Raw genomic sequence first — 19,135 nt, 5'->3', positions numbered from 1 at the left:
GTGCGCTCCTTCGTTGGAGGGGGTTACGAAGCCGCTGTGTTACGAGGCTGCTGAGGTACGTCTGGCCCTGGCCTGCACGAGCACCGCGATGACGATGATCGCGCCCTTGGCGATGTTCTGCACTTCGGTCGCCAGGTTGTTGAGGATGAAGAGGTTCGTGATCGTCGTGAAGACGAGCACGCCGAGGATCGAGCCGACGAGAGTGCCGCGCCCGCCCGAGAGCAGGGTCCCCCCGATGATCACCGCGGCGATCGCGTCGAGCTCGTAGAGGGTGCCGTGCGTGCTGGAGCCGGTCGTGGTGAGCGACGCGATCATGATCGCGGCGACACCGCAGCACAGGCCGGACACCACGTAGAGCAGGATCGTGTGCCGGCGCACGTCGAGGCCCGCGAGGCGGGCCGCCTCGGGGTTGCCGCCGATCGCGAACGTCCTGCGGCCGAACGTCGTGCGGTTGAGCACCACCCAGCCGACGATCACGACCACCGCGAAGATGTAGATCAGCAGCGGGATGCCGAGGAACCGCGTGTTCGCGATGCCGGCGATCACCCGGTCGGTGACGATCTGGCTGCGCCGGCCCGAGATCTGCTCGGCGAGGCCCTGCGCGGAGATCAGCATCGCCAGCGTCACGATGAACGGGACGATCCGCCCGTACGCGATCAGCAGGCCGTTGACCAGCCCCGCGCCCATGCCGACGGCCAGCGCGCAGAAGATCATCACGACCGGCCCGTACGACTGCGTGGCGACGGTGGTCGCCCACACCGACGACAGCGCCATCACCTTGCCGACCGAGAGGTCGATGCCGCCGCCGATGATCACGAACGTCACGCCGACCGTGATCACCCCGATGATCGAGGCCTGGGTGAGGATCGTCAGCAGGTTCGAGGTGGTCAGGAACGTGTCGGCGGACAGCACGCCGACGATGCCCAGCAGCACGAGCACCGCGACGAGCCCGAGGTTGCGCCCCGCGCCGCTGTCGAGCAGCCGGGAGAGCTGCGAGCCGTTCGGCTCCGCAGCACGGGCCGCGCGCTCGACGCGGATGCGCTCGTCGGCGGCCGGTACGGCGCCCTTGTCGAGTGCGCCGCCCTTGTCGAGGGCGACCCGGTCGGGACCGGCCTGGGAATCAGCCTGGGCATCAGACACCGTCATCACGAGTTCCCATCGGGCTCACGCTTTCCATCACCAGGTCGAGGACCCTGCCCTCGTCCAGCTCCGCGCTCGGCGCGGTGTGGACGACGCGGCCCTCTCGGACGACGAGCACGGTGTCGGCGAGCCCGAGCACCTCGGGCACTTCGCTCGACACCAGTACGATGGCGACCCCGTCGGCCGCCAGCTTCCGGATCAACGCGTAGATCTCCGAGCGGGCCCCGACGTCGACGCCGCGGGTCGGCTCGTCGAGCAGCAGCACCCGGCAGCCCTGCAGCAGCCAGCGTGCCAGCACGACCTTCTGCTGGTTGCCGCCCGAGAGCGTGCGCACGGGCCGGGTCGCGTCGGCGGGCCGGACGTCCAGCTGCGCGGTGACGGCACCGGCGGCGTCGAGGTCGGAGTCGCGGCCGAGGAAGCCGCCACGCGCGAAGCGGGTCAGGGCGGGCAGCGAGACGTTGCGGTAGACGGGCTCGCCCATCAGCAGGCCCTGGCTCTTGCGCTCCTCGGGGCACAGCCCCATGCCGGCGCGGACGGCTGCCGGCACCGAGCCCGCGCGCAGTTGCTTGCCGCGCACGCGCACCGAGCCGGCAGTGGCCTTGCGGGCGCCGTAGACGGTCTCGATGATCTCCGAGCGGCCGGAGCCGACCAGCCCGGCGAGCCCGATGATCTCGCCGGCGCGCACGGTGAACGACACCCCTGCGAACTCGCCCGTCCGGCCGAGGCCCTCGACCGCCAGCACCTCGTCGCCGAGCGGTTCCGCAGCACGCGGCGGGAAGGCGTACTCGATCGAGCGGCCGGTCATCAGCCGGATCACGTCGGCGGTGGGGGTCTCACGGGCGGGCAGGTTGCGCGCGACCGTCCGCCCGTCCTTGAGGACGGTGACCCGGTCGCCGATCTCGCGGATCTCCTCCAGCCGGTGGGAGATGTAGACGACCGCAACACCTTCCGCGGTGAGCTCCCTGATCACCCTGAACAGGTTCTGCACCTCTTCGGGGTCGAGCACGGCCGAGGGCTCGTCCATGACGATGAGCCGCGCGTCGCGGGCCAGCGCCCGTGCCATGCTGACGACCTGCTGGCCGGCCGCGGAAAGGCGGCCCAGCTCGCGCCGGGGCGGGATCTCGGGGTGGCCGAGGCGCCGCAGCAAGGCACGCGCGACGTCCTCGGCGTCGCGCGGCCTGGTGAAGCCCAGGCGCGACGGCTCGTGGCCGAGCACGACGTTCTCCGCGACCGAGAGGCCGGGCACGAGGTCGAGCTCCTGGTAGATCGTCGCGATCCCCGCGGTGTCGGCCGCCTGCGGGGTCGCGAACACGACGGGCGCGCCGGACCAGGTGACCTCGCCCTCGTCGGGCCGGTGCGCGCCGGCGAGCACCTTGATCAGCGTCGACTTGCCGGCGCCGTTCTGGCCCAGGAGGCAGTGCACCTCGCCGGCCTCCACGTCGAGGTCGACGCCGTCGAGCGCGCGCACGCCGGGGAACTGCTTGACGATCCCCCGCATCGTGAGGAGCGGCGGCACGGTCGTCACCTCTCTGCCTTTTACGCCTTGCACAGGTGGTTCGCGCAGACCGTAGGATCGGGGACCAGTGCCGTACAACGACCAAATAATGCCTGTTTTGGGCATATTTCCGACGAAATCGAGCCGTTATGTTGCCGTCTGCGCCCCTGCCGCCGCTGCGGATGAGCGCTCCTGCGCTGACCGGGCGCATCGATTCGGCCATCACCCTCAGCACCGTCGCCCGACTGGTCGCATCCGGCACCGCTGTGAGCAAGGCCGACCTCGCGCCAGCGGCCGGGCTGGCCCGCACGACCGTCAGCACCGCCGTCGACGAGCTGCTCGCGCGCGGGGTGCTGCGCCAGGACGGCACCCGCCCCACCGCGGGTCGCGGCCGGCCCGCCGACCGGCTGGCCCTCGCGCCGCGCGGCGGCCACGTCCTGCTCGCGGACGTCGGCGCGCGCGGCGCGCACCTCGCCGTCGTCGACCTCAGCCAGCAGATCCTCGCGCACGCGCACGTCGACGTGGACGTCACGGCTGGGCCCGACGCCGCGCTCGCGACGATCGAGTCGCGGCTCACCGAGCTGCGGGCCAAGGCGCCCGACGGCGTGCCGGCGCGGGCCGTCGTCATCGGGCTGCCGGGCCCGGTCGACGGCCACCTCGGCATCCCGGTGCGCCCGCCGATCATGCCGGGCTGGCACGCCTACCCCGTGTCGGTGCGGCTGCAGCAGACGTTCGACTGCCCGGTCGTGCTGGAGAACGACGTCAACCTGCGTGCGCTCGGCGAGGCCAGGGCGCTGCCCGCCGATCAGGTGCCGCTGCTCTTCGTCAAGGTGGGGACGGGCATCGGCGGCGGGCTCGTCACCAGCGAGGGCGTGCTGCACCACGGCGCCGACGGCGCGGCGGGCGACATCGGGCACGTCCGGGTGCGCGGCGCCCCCGACGACGCGTGCGTCTGCGGGAACGTCGGCTGCATCGAGGCCGTCGCCTCCGCGGCCGCGGTCGCGCGCAAGCTGGGCTCGGCGTCGGCCACTGGGTCGATCACGGGGTCGATCGCGGAGCTGCGCGGGCTGCTCGGGCGCGGCGACGCGACCGCGGTGGGGCTGGTCAGGGAGGCGGCGGGGCTCATCGGCGAGCTCGTAGCCACCCTCGTGCACTTCTACAACCCCGCGCGCGTGACGCTCGGCGGCTCGCTCACCGCGGCCAGCGACGAGCTCCTCGCCGGGGTGCGCAGCGTCGTGTACCAGCGCGCGTTGCCGCTGGCCACCCGCAACCTCGTGCTCACGAACAGCGTATTGGGCGAGTACGCAGGGCTCGCCGGGGCGATCGTCCTCGGTATCGAAAGGGTCCTTTCGGCGGAGTCCATCGACACCTTGACCGCCGGGCGGTAACCCACACCGGTACTTCTTTGCCGGTGCGGACACATCAGCGGGGTTCAGCTCTGCCACGATGGGGGACCTGCTCCCTCACTTGACGGATCCCGATGACCGCACCCCCTTCGCCCGGCGCGCGCCGCTCCGGCGCCGCGTCCATGCTCGGCGCCACCATCGCGGTGCTCGTGCTGGGTGGGCTGGTCACGGCGCTCGAAGGCGATTTGCGGCGGTTCGTCGCAAACGTCGGAGTGATGCTGCTCGCCGCCGGTGGTGGGCTCGGCTGCTGGCGGGCCGCGGTGCGCACGGTCGGACGCACCCGGCTCGGCTGGGTCGCGATGGCGTTCGCCTGCTGGGCGTGGGCGGCCGGTCAGGCGGCCTGGACGGTCTACGAGGACCTGCTCGGGATCATCTCCCCGTACCCGTCGCTCGCTGATGCCGGCTACTTCGGCTTCGCCGTGCTGGCGATCGTCGGGCTCGTGTTCATCACGCCGCCGGAATCGGGCCTGGCCACCCCCCGACGGGTGCTCGACGCGCTGATCGTCGGGATCGCGATCGGGCTGCTGGCCTGGATGACGGCCCTCGAGTCGATCATCGAGAACACCGGCGGGACGTTCCTGCGGGCCGCGTTCTCGATCACCTACCCGGTGGCCGACATCGCGATGCTCACCATCTCGATGCTGACGATCGCGCAGACCAGGACGGCGCCGCTGCGGTGGCTCGTGCTGGGTGCCGGCGTGCTCGCGATGGCCGTTTCCGACACCGCGTTCGCCTACATGGTCGCCGAGGGCTCGTACGTCACCGGCTCGGTGATCGAGTGGGGCTGGCGCTCGGCCTTCGGCTTCATCGGCGCCGCCGGGATGCTGGTGACCAGGGCGGACCTGGTCGCGGACGTCGCACCGAAGCAGCGCAGCGCGACCCCCGTCAGCGTGCTGCCCTACATCCCGCTGACCGCCGCGGTCATCGGCGCGGCCGCGAAGACCGCCACCGTCGGAGTCGGCATCGTCGACGTCGTGATGTTGCTGCTGCTGGTGCTGCTCGTGCTGCTGCGGCAGTACCTGACGGTGCGGGAGAACCTGCAGCTCACCCGGACCGTCCAGCAGCGTGAGGTGCAGCTGCACCGCCTCGCGTTCCACGACGCGCTCACGGGCCTCGCCAACCGGGCACTGTTCCTCGACCGGCTCGGGCACGCGCTCGAGCTGGCCAGCCGCACACCGCAGCAGGTGTCGGTGGCGTTCATCGACCTCGACGGCTTCAAGGCTGTCAACGACACCTTGGGGCACGCGAGCGGCGACACGCTGCTCGCGCTGGTCGCCGACCGGCTGCGCGACGCGCTGCGCGCCTCCGACACCCTGGCCAGGCTCGGCGGCGACGAGTTCGCCGTGCTGCTGGAGCAGGGCGGCGACCCCAGCACGGTGGCGCACAGGCTGTTGGAGGCGTTGGAGGAGCCGTTCCACGTCGAGGGCCGCACCGTCACGATCTCGGCCAGCATCGGTGTCGCCACGCAGGAACCGGACATCGCCGACGCGCCCGTGCTGGCCGGCCCCGCGAAGGCGGCCGCGCTGCTGCACCGCGCCGACGTCGCCATGTACGCCGTCAAGACGTCTGGCAAGGGGGACGTCGGTGCGCACTCGGCGGCCGCGGAGTCCAACGGCCTGCGCCCGCACGGGCGGCACCACCGGCCGGTGCTCGACGGGGCGTTCGCGGCCGCGCTCGACCGCGGCGAGGTGTACCCGATCTACCAGCCCGTCGTGGAACCCACGACCGGCCGGATCGCCGCGCTGGAGGCGCTGGCCCGCTGGACGCACGACGGCGAGAGCGTCCCACCCAGCACGTTCATCCCGATCTGCGAGGCGGCGGGTCTGTCCCAGCAGCTGACCGCGCTGATGGTGGAGAAGGCGTGCGCGCAGCTGGCTGCGTGGAACCGCAGGCTCGGCCACCAACGCCTGCGGATCGCGGTCAACATCAACCCGCAGGAGCTCTCCGACACCGGCCTGCCCGACCGCATCGCGTCGGCCATCGCCCGCTACGGGCTCGCGTCGGGCCAGCTCGCGCTGGAGATGACGGAGAACTCGGTCGGCAACCGGCCCGACACCACGATCGACGTGATGACGCGGCTGCGGGTCTGCGGGGTGCGGCTCGCGCTCGACGACTTCGGCACCGGCTACTCGACGCTGGCCCGGCTCGCCCGCACCCCCGTCGACACCGTCAAGATCGACCAGTTCTTCGTGGCGCACATCGACCACGACGAGCGGCAGCGCCGGTTCCTGCGCGGCATGCTCGACCTCACCCGCCACCTCGGGCTGCGCACCGTCGCCGAGGGCGTCGAACGGCCGGGCCAGTTGCGCGAGCTGCGCAGGCAGGGGTGCGATCTCGTCCAGGGCAACCTGGTCGGCAAACCCCAGCCCGCCAGCAAGATCACTCCCCTGGTGCTCGCCGAGAACCCGGTGGTGCAGGCGCACATCCTCGGGCTGCCCGACACCACCTTCCCCGCCCTGCGCACCGGGCAGCTCACGCGCCCCGGCTTCGCCCCCTGAACTCCCCCACCGTTTTGGGTGGATGCGCGCTCTGAGAGCGCGCAAGTGCACAAAACGGTGGGGAACTTCGGGGGCGACATGCAAGGTTCTGGGCTGTCGGGGGAAGGCCGCGGAGGACGTCGGCCAATATGGGGGGATGACCCCGCAAGACGCGCTCGTCCGGTTCCGGGACACCGCCGCGTTGTGGAACATCCGGCAGGCGCGGGGCGCCGAGGTCGTCGACGCCGCCGTCGAGGCACTGCTCGCCGGCGTCGATGGCCAGTGGTTGGCCGTCGTCGCGGGTGTGTCGGCCCACGCGCCCGAGCCCGAGCTACGGGAGGCGGTGCAGAACGCCTTCGCCGAGCTCGGCCTGCCGTGGCATCCGGAGGGTTCGCTCGACGCTCTGGAGGCGGTTCTCCACGCGCTCGCCGCGCGCACCGCTGCCGGCGAGCTCCACCCGCGCGAGCTCGCGAGGTGGGCGCACCGCTCCATCGGTCACGATCGGCTGCCGGCCGCGGAGCAACTCGTCCTGCTCGACGACCGCTACGACTACGGCCCTGACGACGCCTCGGTGGATGCGGAGGTGCTGGCCTGGGCGCGAGCGCTGACCGGCTCGCGCTGAGAGTGGGAGGCGATGGGCGGCGAAGGAGCGTCGGGCTCAGTCCCCTTTCATTGCCTGATCCCGACTGCGGCGTGCGAGCCGTGCATCGAGGACGAGCAGCGCTGGTACGTCGAGTGCTGGGCGGTGAGTCGGGGGTGTGGATCGACCCGGTCACACCGGCCCGATCCACGACCTCGCCCGTGCGAGGAACTCCGCGGAGGCGGTCCCGAAGACGTATCCCGCCGATTTCAGCCCACGCATTGCTGCAGCGAGCGGGTCAGGATTGCTTGCCTCGTGAAATGCCATCCACATCCAGTGGTGCTCGCCGCGACCTTCCAGCGTGGATTCGCGGGCGAGCCGCTCTGCGTCGGTGGTGAGTCCACGCCGGGCGAGGCTCTCGGCGACGGGGTGGTGTGCGGCCATCCCGGATTGCTGCGCCGCCTCCCCCGCGGCCCACCATGCGAGGTCGCGGAGGGTGTCGGCGGGCAGGCTCGGGAGGAGGTTCGGGTCGTCCCCCAGCACCACCTCAGGCGCCCATCGCAGGGTTCCGTCGGCCTGCAGCTCGACCGGGTAGTGCTCGGGCAGGAGCGGCAGGATCCGGTACGCGACGTCCGCCTCCACGATCCGCGCATAGTCGGCCTCCGCGAAGGTGTACCCGGTGAATCGCGCCACCGGGACCAGGTACTTCCCCGTTGTGTTCCGGTAGCTGTCGAAGTCGATGCCCTCGACGGCCGCTCGGACGTCCGGGTCGTCGAGACGCATCTGCGAGGTCCACTCCTCGCTGTCGAGCACCACTCCCCTGCGCGCGAACGAGAGCCTCCGCACGGCGTTGACGTTCCAGTACGAGCTGGACGCCGACCCGTTGCGGGACAGCGCTTGCAGCACCGGGCCTTGCGCGCCCTGCCAGCCGTTGAACTCCACCGCGAGCACCGCGCCCTCGACCGGGAGCACCGCGACCCACGGGTCGATGCCGAAATCCTCGAGCAGCTCGCGCATCGATACGGGCTCGGCGGGATCGCCGCCGAACCCCCGCACCACGGACTCGGGGTCGGCGCCGGTGACCACCGTGACGGTCGCCGCCTCGGACAGCACGGACCTGCCGACCCACTCGAACACCCGCTCCGGCTGCTCGACGGGCGGCGGCTCCGGTTCGCCGCGCAACCGGTGCCCGAGCCGGTCGGTCTTCTTGTGCACCACCTCCGGCGACGCCGGTTCCGGCCAGAGCACGATCTCGTAGCTCTCCGTGGCCCGCTCGCCCGGCGGCTCGTCCCGCCCCTCGGCGCGGACGAGCGCCCGCACCGGGCCGGGCCACGGCGACGTCAGCTCCGCGGCGACGGGTTCGCTCGAAGGCCACTGCTGCACCGTCGGCAACCCGGCCGAGCCGTCGACGGCAAGGTAGCTCAGCTCGACGATCTCGTCCCATCCTCGACCGCCCCCGACAACGTCCTCCGGGCGCTCGGCGAGGACGATCACCAGGACCGAGACCACCCCCGAAGCTGCGCCCGTACGGACCACCAGCCCACCCGGAACAGCCGTGACCAGCCCGTTCGCCGGTTCCTCCAGGGGCAGCACCGGGTTGCCCTCGACCAGCCCGAACCGGCCGGCGACCGACACCACGTAGTGCGTGGTGTGGTGCGGGAACGTGTACTCCACGCGGCGCTTCTCCACGAGCGCCGCGGCGTACCCGCGAGGCGCGGGGCCGTGCTGCAGCGCGCTCACCGCAACCGGCAGCGTGAGGCCCACCACGGCCGCGCTCTCCTCGTCCCGGAGCGCGACAGGACACCCACGCACCACCACGGACGAGACGGCCAGCGCCAACGCGAGGTGGACGCGGCCGCGGCCGGTCGCGAGCTCCGCCTCCGTCACACCTTCGACCCGCATCGCGTCGGCCAGCAGGGGAAACGTGGCCAGCTCGCGGACAAGGCCGGCGGCAAGCTCCACCGTGCCTGGAGCCATCGCCTTCAGCCCGAACAGCGCCGAGTCCCAAGGACGATTCTGCAAGGTCGCGTACGCGAACCCCCCGCTGCGCGGCTCGCGGACCTGCGCTGCACGCACCGCCTGCGGGACCTCCGGCGAGAGCGACCCGGCTACTGGCATCAGCGCCTCGGCGAGCATCAGCGCCGCCGCCGGATCGGGCCACCGGACACCGCTGCCGCGCAGCCCGACCCGCCCGAACGCGGCCGCAGGCTCGCCCGGGACCATCGCGACTGCCTGCGGCATCGCGGCGCGGACCGTCTCGACCATCGCCCCGGCCAGACCCGGCGGCGGAGCAACGGCGGGGACGGCCGGGACGTCGTAGCCGGGTTGCGTCCGATACGCCTGCGGTGATCCGGCGAGGTGCACGGGACGTCGTGTCAACCACTCGATGGGAGGTTCATCGTTCACAGCCCGGAGTCTCCGCTGTGGCCCTGACATTCTCCGGCGAGAGGTTCGACCGCTCACACCTCGAGGTGCCGGCACACATGTCACGACGTGTGTGCCGGCACCATCCGGTGTGCCGTGCGATTCCTACCGTTCGAGCGGTGTGATCGCCGTCGGTGCGTCGGCGCTGGTCGCAGCCAGGTCCTCGAACTCCGCCACCGCGTCGATCTCCGTCCCCATCGCGATGTTGGTGACCCGTTCCAGCACCACCTCGACCACCACCGGCACGCGGTGGGTGGCCATCAGCTGCCGTGCCCTGGCGAACGTGCCGGCCAGCTCGCGGGGGTCGGTCACGCGCAGCGCGAGGCAGCCGAGGCCCTCGGCGACCTTGACGTGGTCGACGCCGTACTTGCCCAGCTCCGGGGAGTTGATGTTGTCGAAGCCCAGCTGGACGCAGTAGTCCATGTCGAACCCGCGCTGCGCCTGGCGGATCAGGCCCAGGTAGGAGTTGTTCACGACGACGTGGATGTAGGGCAGGTTGAACTGCGCGCCGACGGCCAGCTCCTCGATCATGAACTGGAAGTCGTAGTCGCCCGAGAGCGCGACGACCGTCGCGTCCGGGTCGGCGACGCAGACGCCGAGCGCGGCCGGCACCGTCCAGCCCAGCGGGCCTGCCTGGCCGGCGTTGATCCAGTGCCGCGGCCGGTAGACGTGCAGGAACTGCGCCGCGGCGATCTGCGAGAGCCCGATCGTGGTGACGTAGCGGGTCTCGGGACCGAACGCCCGGTTCATCTCCTCGTACACCCGCTGCGGCTTGATCGGGATGTCGTCGAAGTGGGTGCGCCGCTGCAGCGTCCCCTTCCGCCGCGCGCACTCCCGCACCCACGGCTCGCGCCGCGGCAGTTCCCGGGCCCGCGCGGCGGCCAGCAGCTCGCGCAGGAACGCGCCCGCGTCGGAGACGATCCCGTAGTCGGGCGCGAACACCCGCCCGATCTGCGTCGGCTCGATGTCGACGTGGACGAACGTCCGCCCGGCCCGGTAGACGTCGAGGCCGCCGGTGTGCCGGTTGGCCCAGCGGTTGCCGATCCCGAGCACGAAGTCGGACGCCAGCAGCGTCGCGTTGCCGTAGCGGTGCGAGGTCTGCAGGCCCGCCATGCCGGCCATCAGCGGGTGGTCGTCGGGGATCGCACCCCAGCCCATCAGCGTCGGGACCACCGGGACGTCCAGCAGCTCGGCGAGCGCCACCAGCTCGGCGCACGCGTCGGCGTTCACGATCCCGCCACCGGCGACGAGCACCGGCCGCTCGGCGGCGGCCAGCATGTCGAGCACCTTCTCCGCCTGCGCGCGCGTCGCGACCGGCCGGTGCACGGGCAGCGGCTCGTAGGTGTCGATGTCGAACTCGATCTCGGCCTGCTGGACGTCGACGGGCAGGTCGAGCAGCACCGGGCCCGGCCGGCCGGAGCGCATCAGGTGGAACGCCTGCGCGAACGCGCCGGGCACCTGGCCGGGCTCGCGGACCGTCACCGCCCACTTCGTCACCGGCGCGGCGATCGCGGCGATGTCGACGGCCTGGAAGTCCTCCTTGTGCAGCCGCGCGACCGGCGCCTGGCCGGTGATCGCGAGGATCGGGATCGAGTCGGCCGCCGCCGAGTACAGCCCGGTGATCATGTCGGTGCCGGCAGGCCCGGACGTCCCGACGCACACGCCGATCCGGCCTGCCCGCGCCCGGGTGTAGCCCTCCGCCATGTGCGAGGCACCTTCGACGTGCCGCGCAAGGACGTGCTGGATGCCGCCGTTGTCGCGCAGCGCCGAGTAGAACGGGTTGATCGCCGCGCCGGGCAGCCCGAACGCGTGCGTCACCCCCTCCTTGACCAGGATCGCGACGGCCGCGTCGACGGCTCGCATGCGGGTCACGTCGACTCCCCCGCCCGGCCCGAGAGCTGCTCGACCAGCAGCAGGAGCGCGCTGTGGTCGAGGTCGCCGTGCCCCTGCGCGCGCAGCGCCCCGAGCAGCTGCGCGACGTGCGCGCCCAGCGGGATCGCGACGCCGGCCTCGCGCGCCGCGGCGGTGACGATGCCGAGGTCCTTGTGGTGCAGGTCGATCCGGAAGCCCGGCGCGAACTCGCGCGCCCGCATCCCGGCCGCCTTGCGCTGCAGCACCGTACTGCCGGCGAGGCCGCCGCCGAGCACCTCGGTGGCCGATTCGGTGTCGACGCCGTGCGCCTCCAGGAAGATCAGTGCCTCGGCGAGCAGCTGGATGTTGCCCGCGACGATCAGCTGGTTGGCCGCCTTCACAGTCTGGCCCGCGCCCGCGGGGCCCACGTGCACGACGGTCTTGCCGACGACCTCCAGGTACGGTCGCGCCGCCGCGACGTCGTCGTCCGCGCCGCCGACCATGATCGAGAGCGTGCCCTCGACGGCACCGGCCTCACCGCCGCTGACCGGCGCGTCGACGACCCGCACGCCGACCCCGTCGCCCGCTTCGGCGATGCGGCGCGCGACGTCGGGGCGGATCGTGGAGCAGTCGATGTGCAGCGTGCCGGGCTTCGCGTTGGCGTAGATGCCGTCGGGGCCCAGCGCGACGTCCTCGACGTCGGGGCTGTCGGGCACCATCGTGATCACGACGTCCGCGGCGCGAACGGCGTCGGTGACGCTGTCGGCCGCGCGGCCGCCGCGCTCGGCGAGCTTCTCGACAGCGGCCCGCGAGCGGTTGTAGCCGACCACGTCGTGGCCGGCGTCGACGAGGTGGCCGGCCATCGGCGCACCCATGATCCCGAGCCCGATGAACGCGATGGTCGTCATGAGAGGTTCTCCCTGGTCAGCCAGTCGAAGGCGCGGTCGCTCGTGGTGGTTGGGACGTATTCCAGCCCGACCGGGCCGGCGTAGCCGCCGCGTTCGAGCGCGGCGAGGTGCGTGGCGATCGGCAGCTGCCCCGTCCCCGGCTCGTGCCGGCCGGGCACGTCGGCGATCTGGACGTGCCCGATCCTCGCGCAGTGATCGGCGATCACGGCAGCGACGTCGTCGCCGTTGACGGCGAGGTGGTAGAGGTCGGCGAGCAGCGCCACGTTCTGCACACCCACCCGGTCGGCGACGGCCAGCGCGTCGGCGGCGGTCTTCAACGGGTAGCGCTCGACGCCGGAGAGCGGCTCCAGCACGACCGTGCCGGGCAGCAGCGCCGCGGCCCGGCCGAGGTTGCGGACGGCGAGCTCGTCCTGGTCGCGCGGGTCGACGCCGTCGATGCGGTTGCCGTAGAGCGCGTTGAACACCTCGGTGCCCAGCCGCTTGCCCAGCGCCGCCGCAATGTCGATGCTGCCGCGCAGCTCGTTCTCGCGGCCCGGCCACGAGAGCAGGCCGCGGTCGCCGCCGGGCATGTCGCCCGCGGCGAGGTTGAGCCCGGTGAGCTGCACGCCGGCGGCCTCGATCGCGGCCGCGAAGGCCTCGACGTCGGCGTCGGCCGGTACGGCCTCGCCGAAGGGCCACCAGAACTCGACGGCGTCGAACCCGGCCGCCGCGGCCGCGGCGGGCCGTTCGAGCAGCGGGAGCTCGGTGAAGAGGATCGAACAGTTGACGGCGTACCGCATTGCGAGTTCCTAACGCAGGGGATCAGCTGTGGGCGCGGGCCCAGCGCGCGGCGAGGTTCTCCCGGCCGGTCGCGGTGGGCGTCCCGAACAGGCGCAGGCGGGCCATGCCGCCGTCGGGGAAGATGTCGAGGCGCACCTCGTCGGCAGCAGGCGCGCCGGTGAGCACGAACCGGTGCCGGGTGTCTGGCTCCAGCGCGGTGCGTTCGAGCAGCGGGAACCACTCCCCGCCCGCCACGCGCCCGCGCAGGCTCGCCCAGCCGGGGGCGTTGTGCAGGAACCAGCTGGTGTCGAGCTCGGAAAGCGCGATCGTGCCCTCGGTGCCGAGCGCGACCTGCACCCAGTCGTTGTCGTCGTCGCGGCGCCGCGCGGTCTCCCAACCCTCGCCCATCGAGCGGGCCGGGCCGGGCACGAGCAGGTTGTTCGGCGAGCTGTAGAACAGGTTGGAGCAGCCGGTCACGCGCCCGCCGAGCTCCAGCGCGGCGAGGTCGACGGTGCCGAGCGCGGCGAGCAGCGCCGGGTCGGGCAGTGCCTCGCCGTGCACTCGCAGCCGGGCGACGCCGCCGTCGGGGAAGATCCGCAGCCGGACGTGCGTGACCCGCCGCGTCGACTCCACCTCGAACGTGTTGGCGGTGTCGCCCTTCAACGGCACGCGCTCAAGGAGCGGCTCCCACGCCAGGTCGGGCCCGGCACCGTCGACGGCGGCCTCCGGCGGGTAGTTGCCGGTGAACCACGTCGTGTCGATCACGACCCCGTGCACGATGCCGGGCGCGCCCAGCCGCACGACGGCCTCGTCGTTGCCGGGTTCACGGCGCCGGCGCGTCTCCCAGCCGTCGTAGACCTTGCCCTTCGGCCCGAACTCCGAGGGGTCGAACACAGACGGACCTGGCGAGATCAGGTGCTCCCGCGACGCGAACGACTCGTCGTTGGCGGACACCACGGCGCCACCGAGCGAGCGGACGGCGAGGTCGGGCCACTGCTGGAAGTCATTCATCGGTGTCCTCCCTCATGAGCAGCCGCCCTCGTGGCGTGCCCTCGGCTTCGACGGGCCGGCCGCGCAGCCACGTGCGGCGCACGACCCCGCGCAGCTCGCGCCCCGCGTACGGCGTGATCGGGTTGCGGTGGTGCAGCTCGCCGACCCGGAACGGTTCCTCGGGCGCGAACACGACGAGGTCGGCGTCCTGACCTGCGGCGATGCGTCCCTTCCGATGCAGGCCGGCCATTTCCGCAGGCCGCTGCGCCATCCACCGGACGACGTCGACCAGCGGGATGCCACGCTCGCGGGCCTGCGTCCAGACGACCGGCAGGCCCACCTGCAGCGACGCGATCCCGCCCCATGCGGCGCCGAAGTCGCCGCGCTCCAGGCCCTTCAGCTCCGGTGTGCAGGGCGAGTGGTCGCTGACGATCATGTCGATCGTGCCGGCGCGCAGGCCGGCCCAGAGCGCGTCGCGGTTGGCGGCGCCGCGCACCGGCGGGCAGCACTTGAACCGGGTGTCGCCGTCGGGCACCTCCTCCGCGGTGAGCGCCAGGTAGTGCGGGCAGGTCTCGACGCTCACCCGGACGCCTTCGGCGCGCGCGGCGGCGAGCAGCGGCAACGCCGCCGCGGACGACAGGTGCACGACGTGCACCCGCGCGCCCGTCTCCCTCGCCAGCCGCACCAGCAGCCCGATCGCCGACTCCTCGGCGGCGTCCGGCCGCGACGCGACGAAGTCGGCGTAGCGCCGGCCGGCGGCGTCGTGGACGTAGGCGCCGTCCTCGGCGTGCGCGATGAGCAGGCCGTCGAAGGCAGCGACCGCACGCAGCGCGTCCGTCGGGTCGGCCAGCGCGGGGAACTCCGGCACCCCGCTGTCGATCAGGAAGCACTTCACGCCGAACACCCCGGCGTCGTGCAGCGCGCGCAGCCCGTCCTCGTTGCCGGGCACCGCACCGCCCCAGAACCCGACGTCGACGGCGCACTGCCCGTCGGCCGCCTTGCGCTTCACGTCCAGCGCGGCGACGTCCAGCGTCGGCGGCAGCGAGTTCAGCGGCATGTCGAGGATCGTGGTGACCCCGCCGGCCGCGGCGGCCCGGGTCGCGGTGGCAAAACCCTCCCACTCGGTCCGTCCCGGCTCGTTGACGTGCACGTGCGTGTCGACGAGACCGGGCAGCAGCACCTCGTCGGGGGCCAGCTCGACGTACTCGGCGCCGGCGACGTCGCTCCACTTCGGCAGCACCGCCTCGACCCGCTCACCCTTCACCACAACGGCCGCGGGCTGCTCGACGCCGTCGACGACAGCGCGGTCGGCGCGCACCACGATCACGATCGTCGCTCCTGGTAGGCCCGCCAGCTCGCCAGCTCGGAGATGTCGGTCAGCTCGGGCAGGGCCGGGTACTCGCGGCGCAGGATCATCGCGAACGAACCGCTCCCGTCGGCCAGCTCGATCACACCCAGCTCCAGGCCGTCCGGCTCGCCCGGCAGCAGCACCTCCCGCAGCTGCTCGTACGAGATCTCGTACACCTCACCCTGCACGGCGGCCCCGCCCTTGCCGACGTCCTCCAGCGCGGGATAGCGCCCGCCGACGGCGTGGAACCGGTACCGCGGCGCCGTCGTGGTCGTCGCGACCAGCGGCGAGTCGCCGACGAGGTGGTGGTCGGCGCCGCCGGACATGGCAGTGCCGTTGAGGAACATGCGCGGCATGATCAAACTCCCTGAGGTGTCCGGGTCGGGCGAGCGGCGCCGGTCCGGTAAGTCGTCATGACGCCTTCTCCATCAACGAGCGGTGCACGACCACACATTCGCGCGCCACGGCGTCGGTGTCGACCGTGACGACGCGATCGTGCTCGACGATCGTCCGGCCGTCGACGAGCAGCAGCTCCAGCGGCGGCGGCGTACCGAGCAGGAGCGCGGCGACCGGGTCGGCGACGTCGGCGTGGCCGAGGCCGTCGATGCGCCAGAGCGCGAGGTCGGCGAGCTTGCCCGGCTCGATCGAGCCGATCTCGTCCTGGCGGCCGAGCACGGTCGCGCCGCCGATCGTGGCCAGCTCCAGCCCGTCGCGCACCGACAGCGCGCTCGGCCCGCCGACGAGCCGGGCGAACAGCACCGCGTGCCGCGCCTCCTCCAGCAGGCTGCCGGCTTCGTTGCTCGCCGCGCCGTCCACCCCGAGGCCGACGCGCGCGCCGGCGTCGCGCAGGTCGCGGGTGCGGGCGATACCGGCGCCCAGCCGGGCGTTGGACGAGGGGCAGTGCGCGACCCCCGTCGACGTGTCGCCGATCTTCTTCACCGCGCTGTCGTCGAGGTGGACGGCATGGGCGAACCAGACGTCGGCGCCCGTCCAACCGAGCGACTCGACGTACTCGAGCGGGCTGCGGCCGAAGCGTTCGCGGCAGAACTCCTCCTCGTCGAACGTCTCGGCGAGGTGGGTGTGCAGCCGCACGCCGCGGCGGCGGGCCAGCTCGGCCGACTCGCGCATGAGCTCGCCCGTCACCGAGAACGGCGAGCAGGGCGCGAGCGCGACCTGCAGCATCGAGCCGGGCGACGGGTCGTGCCACCGGTCGATCGCGGCCTCCGACGCGATGAGAATCGCGTCGCGGTCCTCGACGACGTGGTCGGGCGGCAGGCCGCCATCGCGCTGCCCGAGGTCCATCGATCCGCGGGTGGCGTGGAAGCGGATGCCGACCTCGCGCGCCGCGCGGATCTCCGCGCCCAGCACGTCGCCGCCCTCGCGGGGAAAGACGTAGTGGTGGTCGCTCGCTGTGGTGCACCCGGTGCGGGCCAGCTGCGCGAGCGCGCCCGATGCCCCCGCGAACACGGCGTGCTCGTCGATGCCGGCCCACACCGGGTAGAGCGTGGTGAGCCACTGGAAGAGCGTCGAGTCGACGGCGAGGCCGCGGGTGACCCACTGGTAGAGGTGGTTGTGCGTGTTCACGAACCCGGGGGTGAGCAGGCAACCGGTGGCGTCGACGACACGTTCCCCGCCGGTGCGGGGCGCCGGTCCGGGGCCGACGGCGGTGATCCGGTTGCCCTCGACGACGACGTGGCCGCCGGGGTGCTCCGCACCGGTCACGGTGACGACGTGCGCGCCCTCGATGATCATGAGCGGGCTGCCGCGGCCGTCCGGACGGAACTCCATGCCGAGCAGTCAACCGTTCTGCGGAGCCACGCTGAAGACGCCACCGTGACGAATCAGTCGCCCGAGCACGACGTTCGGGTTGTAGGTTCCTCCAATGCAGCTGCGTGACCTCCTGGCGCGCCCCGAACTGGGGCTGAAGCTGCTGCACGCCCCGGAGGGCGCGCTCGACCGGACGCTGCGGTGGGTGTTCACGACCGACCTGATCGACCCGTCGCGCTACCTGAGCGGTGGCGAGCTCGTGATCAGCGGGCTGGTGTGGCACAACTCCCCCGGCGACGCGGAGCGGTTCGTCGCCGCCGTGGCCGGGTCCGGCGCGGCCGCGCTGGCCGCCGGCGAAGCGGTGTTCCACGGGATCCCCGACGACGTCGTCGAGGCGTGCCAGCGGCACGGGCTGCCGCTGGTCGCGGTGCCGGAGGACGTCTCGTTCTCGGCGGTGACGGAGCTCGTCGTCGGATCGCTGACGGCCGCGCGCGGCGACCGGCTCGCGCTCTCGCTGGGCCGGCAGCGGCAGTTGCTCTCGGCCGTCGCCGGCGGGTTGGGGCTCGACGAGCTGGCCGAGCAGGTGTCGCGGACGACCGGGCTGGTCTGCCGGGTGTTCAGCGCGACCGGACGGCCGGTCGCGGCCCGGCCGATGCCGACGCTCGACGCCGCCGTCGCGACGTTCCTGACCGCCGACCGGCTGCCCGCGGTGACCGCCGACCGGCACTCCGTCTTCGCGGTGGGGCCGGCGTCGGAGCAGCGCCTCACGGGCTGGTTCGTCGTCGTCGAGGGCGCGTGCACCGAGTGGGACGCCGAGGTCGCCGACGCCGTCGGGGAGCTGGTGGCGATCGCGGCGCTGGACCGCGCGCGGCGCAACGAGGGGCTGCGGGTGGTGCGCGACATCGCCGACGACGCCGTGGCGATGATCGCCGACGGCGCCGGCAGCCACCCGGAGACGACCGTGCGACTGCGGCAGGCCGGGCTGGACACCGCCGCCGCGCTCACGGTGGTCGTCGCCGGCTTCCCCGACCGTCCCGAGCTGGTGGAATCGGCGCGGGCGGTGCTGGTCGACGCCGCCTCGCACGTCGGGCCGCAGGTGGTCGGGGTGCACGACGGGCTGGCCGCCGCGCTGCTGCCCGGCGACCCCGCGCCGCTGCTGCCCGCGCTGGCCCGGCTGGAACCGGGGCTGCGCCGCAACCGGCTGACCGTGGGCGTCGGGCGGCCCGCGCTGCCCGACGCGCTCAGCGGGGCGCTGCAGGAGGCGCGGCACGCCCGCGACCTGGCCGCGGGCCGGCCGGGGCAGCTGCACATCGTCCCCGTCGAGGACGTGACCTCGCACGTGGCGCTGCTCGCCGCCGTCCCGGACGGCGTCCGCACGGCGTTCGCCGCGCGGGTGCTGGCGCCGGTGCTCGAGTACGACGAGCGCACCGGGGCGGGGCTCTACGAGACGCTCGAAGCGTTCCTCGATTGCTCCGGCTCCTGGAGCCGCACGGCCGAACGCCTGCACCTGCACGTCAACACCGTCCGCTACCGCATCGGACGCGTCGAGGAGCTGACGAGCCGCGACCTCGCCCGCTTCAGCGACCGCGTCGACCTGTTCCTGGCGCTGCGGTCGATCTGACGCGGGGCGGGCGCAGCCGCGACCCGAACTTCCCCACCGTTTTGTGCGCTTGCGCGCTGCGTGGGCGCGCATCCACCCAAAACGGTGGGGAAGTTCGGTCGAGTTGCCGGCCTTTGCAGATTTGCGACACGCAAGCTCCGGCGATCGCCACTCGCCCCCCGGGGTGCGTGTGGAGGGCAGGAAAGCCACTTTCCTGCCCCCACAGGGCCTGAAAGTGGCTTTCCTGCCCTTGCGTGCGCAACGCAAACATCCCAGCCCCAGCACCGCGCCTACGTCGCCGAACAGGTCACCCTGAGGTGCTACGAAGATCTCGGACCCGGATCCCATAGGATCTAGTCCGGAAGGTGATGCAGGAATGGCAAGGAAATA

At 72.7% G+C, this 19,135-nt stretch carries 14 protein-coding genes; 4 read left to right on the top strand and 10 right to left on the bottom strand.

Annotated features, from left to right (window positions below; translation table 11 throughout):
- Nucleotides 1–39: 39 nt before the first annotated feature.
- The gene (locus LL648_RS16330; RefSeq protein WP_232663420.1) at nucleotides 40–1,146 is read right to left on the bottom strand and encodes an ABC transporter permease; all 1,107 of its coding nucleotides are present in this window, start codon (nucleotides 1,144–1,146) and stop codon (nucleotides 40–42) included.
- Nucleotides 1,133–2,638 (bottom strand): sugar ABC transporter ATP-binding protein, encoded by a 1,506-nt coding sequence (locus tag LL648_RS16325; protein WP_232663692.1) that lies wholly within the window; start codon nucleotides 2,636–2,638, stop codon nucleotides 1,133–1,135. The genes LL648_RS16330 and LL648_RS16325 overlap by 14 nt, the downstream gene beginning before the upstream one ends.
- Nucleotides 2,639–2,784: 146 nt before the next feature.
- Here LL648_RS16325 and LL648_RS16320 point away from each other — a divergent pair, with 146 nt between their 5' ends.
- From LL648_RS16320 to LL648_RS16310, 3 genes are all read left to right on the top strand, one after another.
- Nucleotides 2,785–4,023: an ROK family protein gene (locus tag LL648_RS16320; RefSeq protein ID WP_232663419.1), complete on the top strand. Its 1,239-nt coding sequence runs from the start codon at nucleotides 2,785–2,787 to the stop codon at nucleotides 4,021–4,023.
- Nucleotides 4,024–4,115: 92 nt separating this feature from the next.
- Complete coding sequence (locus tag LL648_RS16315; RefSeq protein WP_232663418.1) at nucleotides 4,116–6,539, top strand: putative bifunctional diguanylate cyclase/phosphodiesterase; 2,424 nt, start codon at nucleotides 4,116–4,118, stop codon at nucleotides 6,537–6,539.
- A gap of 136 nt (nucleotides 6,540–6,675) precedes the next feature.
- Nucleotides 6,676–7,140, top strand: coding sequence for a hypothetical protein (locus LL648_RS16310; protein ID WP_232663417.1), 465 nt, complete (start codon nucleotides 6,676–6,678; stop codon nucleotides 7,138–7,140).
- A gap of 150 nt (nucleotides 7,141–7,290) precedes the next feature.
- Here the strand turns inward: LL648_RS16310 and LL648_RS16305 are convergent, their stop codons facing one another.
- From LL648_RS16305 to LL648_RS16270, 8 genes are all read right to left on the bottom strand, one after another.
- The gene (locus LL648_RS16305; protein ID WP_232663416.1) at nucleotides 7,291–9,477 is read right to left on the bottom strand and encodes a DUF6461 domain-containing protein; all 2,187 of its coding nucleotides are present in this window, start codon (nucleotides 9,475–9,477) and stop codon (nucleotides 7,291–7,293) included.
- A 150-nt stretch (nucleotides 9,478–9,627) separates the two neighbouring features.
- Nucleotides 9,628–11,394: a glyoxylate carboligase gene (gene gcl / locus LL648_RS16300; protein WP_232663415.1), complete on the bottom strand. Its 1,767-nt coding sequence runs from the start codon at nucleotides 11,392–11,394 to the stop codon at nucleotides 9,628–9,630.
- On the bottom strand, nucleotides 11,391–12,281 hold the full coding sequence (locus LL648_RS16295) for a 2-hydroxy-3-oxopropionate reductase (RefSeq protein WP_232663414.1): 891 nt from the start codon (nucleotides 12,279–12,281) through the stop codon (nucleotides 11,391–11,393). The genes gcl and LL648_RS16295 overlap by 4 nt, the downstream gene beginning before the upstream one ends.
- Nucleotides 12,278–13,060: a hydroxypyruvate isomerase family protein gene (locus LL648_RS16290; protein WP_232663413.1), complete on the bottom strand. Its 783-nt coding sequence runs from the start codon at nucleotides 13,058–13,060 to the stop codon at nucleotides 12,278–12,280. The genes LL648_RS16295 and LL648_RS16290 overlap by 4 nt, the downstream gene beginning before the upstream one ends.
- Nucleotides 13,061–13,082: 22 nt before the next feature.
- Nucleotides 13,083–14,051, bottom strand: coding sequence for an allantoicase (alc, locus tag LL648_RS16285; protein ID WP_232663412.1), 969 nt, complete (start codon nucleotides 14,049–14,051; stop codon nucleotides 13,083–13,085).
- Entirely contained in the window at nucleotides 14,044–15,357 is a 1,314-nt protein-coding gene (gene allB, locus LL648_RS16280) for an allantoinase AllB (RefSeq protein WP_374112053.1), read from the bottom strand. Before allB ends, alc begins: the two co-directional genes overlap by 8 nt.
- Nucleotides 15,354–15,734: an allophanate hydrolase-related protein gene (locus tag LL648_RS16275; protein ID WP_232663411.1), complete on the bottom strand. Its 381-nt coding sequence runs from the start codon at nucleotides 15,732–15,734 to the stop codon at nucleotides 15,354–15,356. Before LL648_RS16275 ends, allB begins: the two co-directional genes overlap by 4 nt.
- Nucleotides 15,735–15,789: 55 nt before the next feature.
- Nucleotides 15,790–17,166 (bottom strand): 8-oxoguanine deaminase, encoded by a 1,377-nt coding sequence (locus tag LL648_RS16270; RefSeq protein WP_232663410.1) that lies wholly within the window; start codon nucleotides 17,164–17,166, stop codon nucleotides 15,790–15,792.
- A gap of 94 nt (nucleotides 17,167–17,260) precedes the next feature.
- Here LL648_RS16270 and LL648_RS16265 point away from each other — a divergent pair, with 94 nt between their 5' ends.
- A complete protein-coding gene (locus LL648_RS16265) occupies nucleotides 17,261–18,766 on the top strand; it encodes a PucR family transcriptional regulator (protein ID WP_232663409.1) in 1,506 nt (501 codons plus the stop codon).
- The last annotated feature ends 369 nt before the right edge of the window (nucleotides 18,767–19,135 follow it).

The organism is Pseudonocardia sp. TRM90224 (assembly GCF_021245725.1).
GTDB lineage: Bacteria > Actinomycetota > Actinomycetes > Mycobacteriales > Pseudonocardiaceae > Pseudonocardia.
The sequence above is the reverse complement of the archived record's forward strand: the minus strand, read 5'-3'. Positions and strand labels throughout refer to the sequence as shown.

Coding starts and splice junctions, on each gene's coding strand:
- LL648_RS16330 (WP_232663420.1), bottom strand. CDS start 1,146: ATGACGGTGTCTGATGCCCAGGCTGATTCCCAGGCCGGTCCCGACCGG.
- LL648_RS16325 (WP_232663692.1), bottom strand. CDS start 2,638: ATGCGGGGGATCGTCAAGCAGTTCCCCGGCGTGCGCGCGCTCGACGGC.
- LL648_RS16320 (WP_232663419.1), top strand. CDS start 2,785: ATGTTGCCGTCTGCGCCCCTGCCGCCGCTGCGGATGAGCGCTCCTGCG.
- LL648_RS16315 (WP_232663418.1), top strand. CDS start 4,116: ATGACCGCACCCCCTTCGCCCGGCGCGCGCCGCTCCGGCGCCGCGTCC.
- LL648_RS16310 (WP_232663417.1), top strand. CDS start 6,676: ATGACCCCGCAAGACGCGCTCGTCCGGTTCCGGGACACCGCCGCGTTG.
- LL648_RS16295 (WP_232663414.1), bottom strand. CDS start 12,281: ATGACGACCATCGCGTTCATCGGGCTCGGGATCATGGGTGCGCCGATG.
- LL648_RS16290 (WP_232663413.1), bottom strand. CDS start 13,060: ATGCGGTACGCCGTCAACTGTTCGATCCTCTTCACCGAGCTCCCGCTG.
- alc (WP_232663412.1), bottom strand. CDS start 14,051: ATGAATGACTTCCAGCAGTGGCCCGACCTCGCCGTCCGCTCGCTCGGT.
- LL648_RS16275 (WP_232663411.1), bottom strand. CDS start 15,734: ATGCCGCGCATGTTCCTCAACGGCACTGCCATGTCCGGCGGCGCCGAC.
- LL648_RS16270 (WP_232663410.1), bottom strand. CDS start 17,166: ATGGAGTTCCGTCCGGACGGCCGCGGCAGCCCGCTCATGATCATCGAG.
- LL648_RS16265 (WP_232663409.1), top strand. CDS start 17,261: ATGCAGCTGCGTGACCTCCTGGCGCGCCCCGAACTGGGGCTGAAGCTG.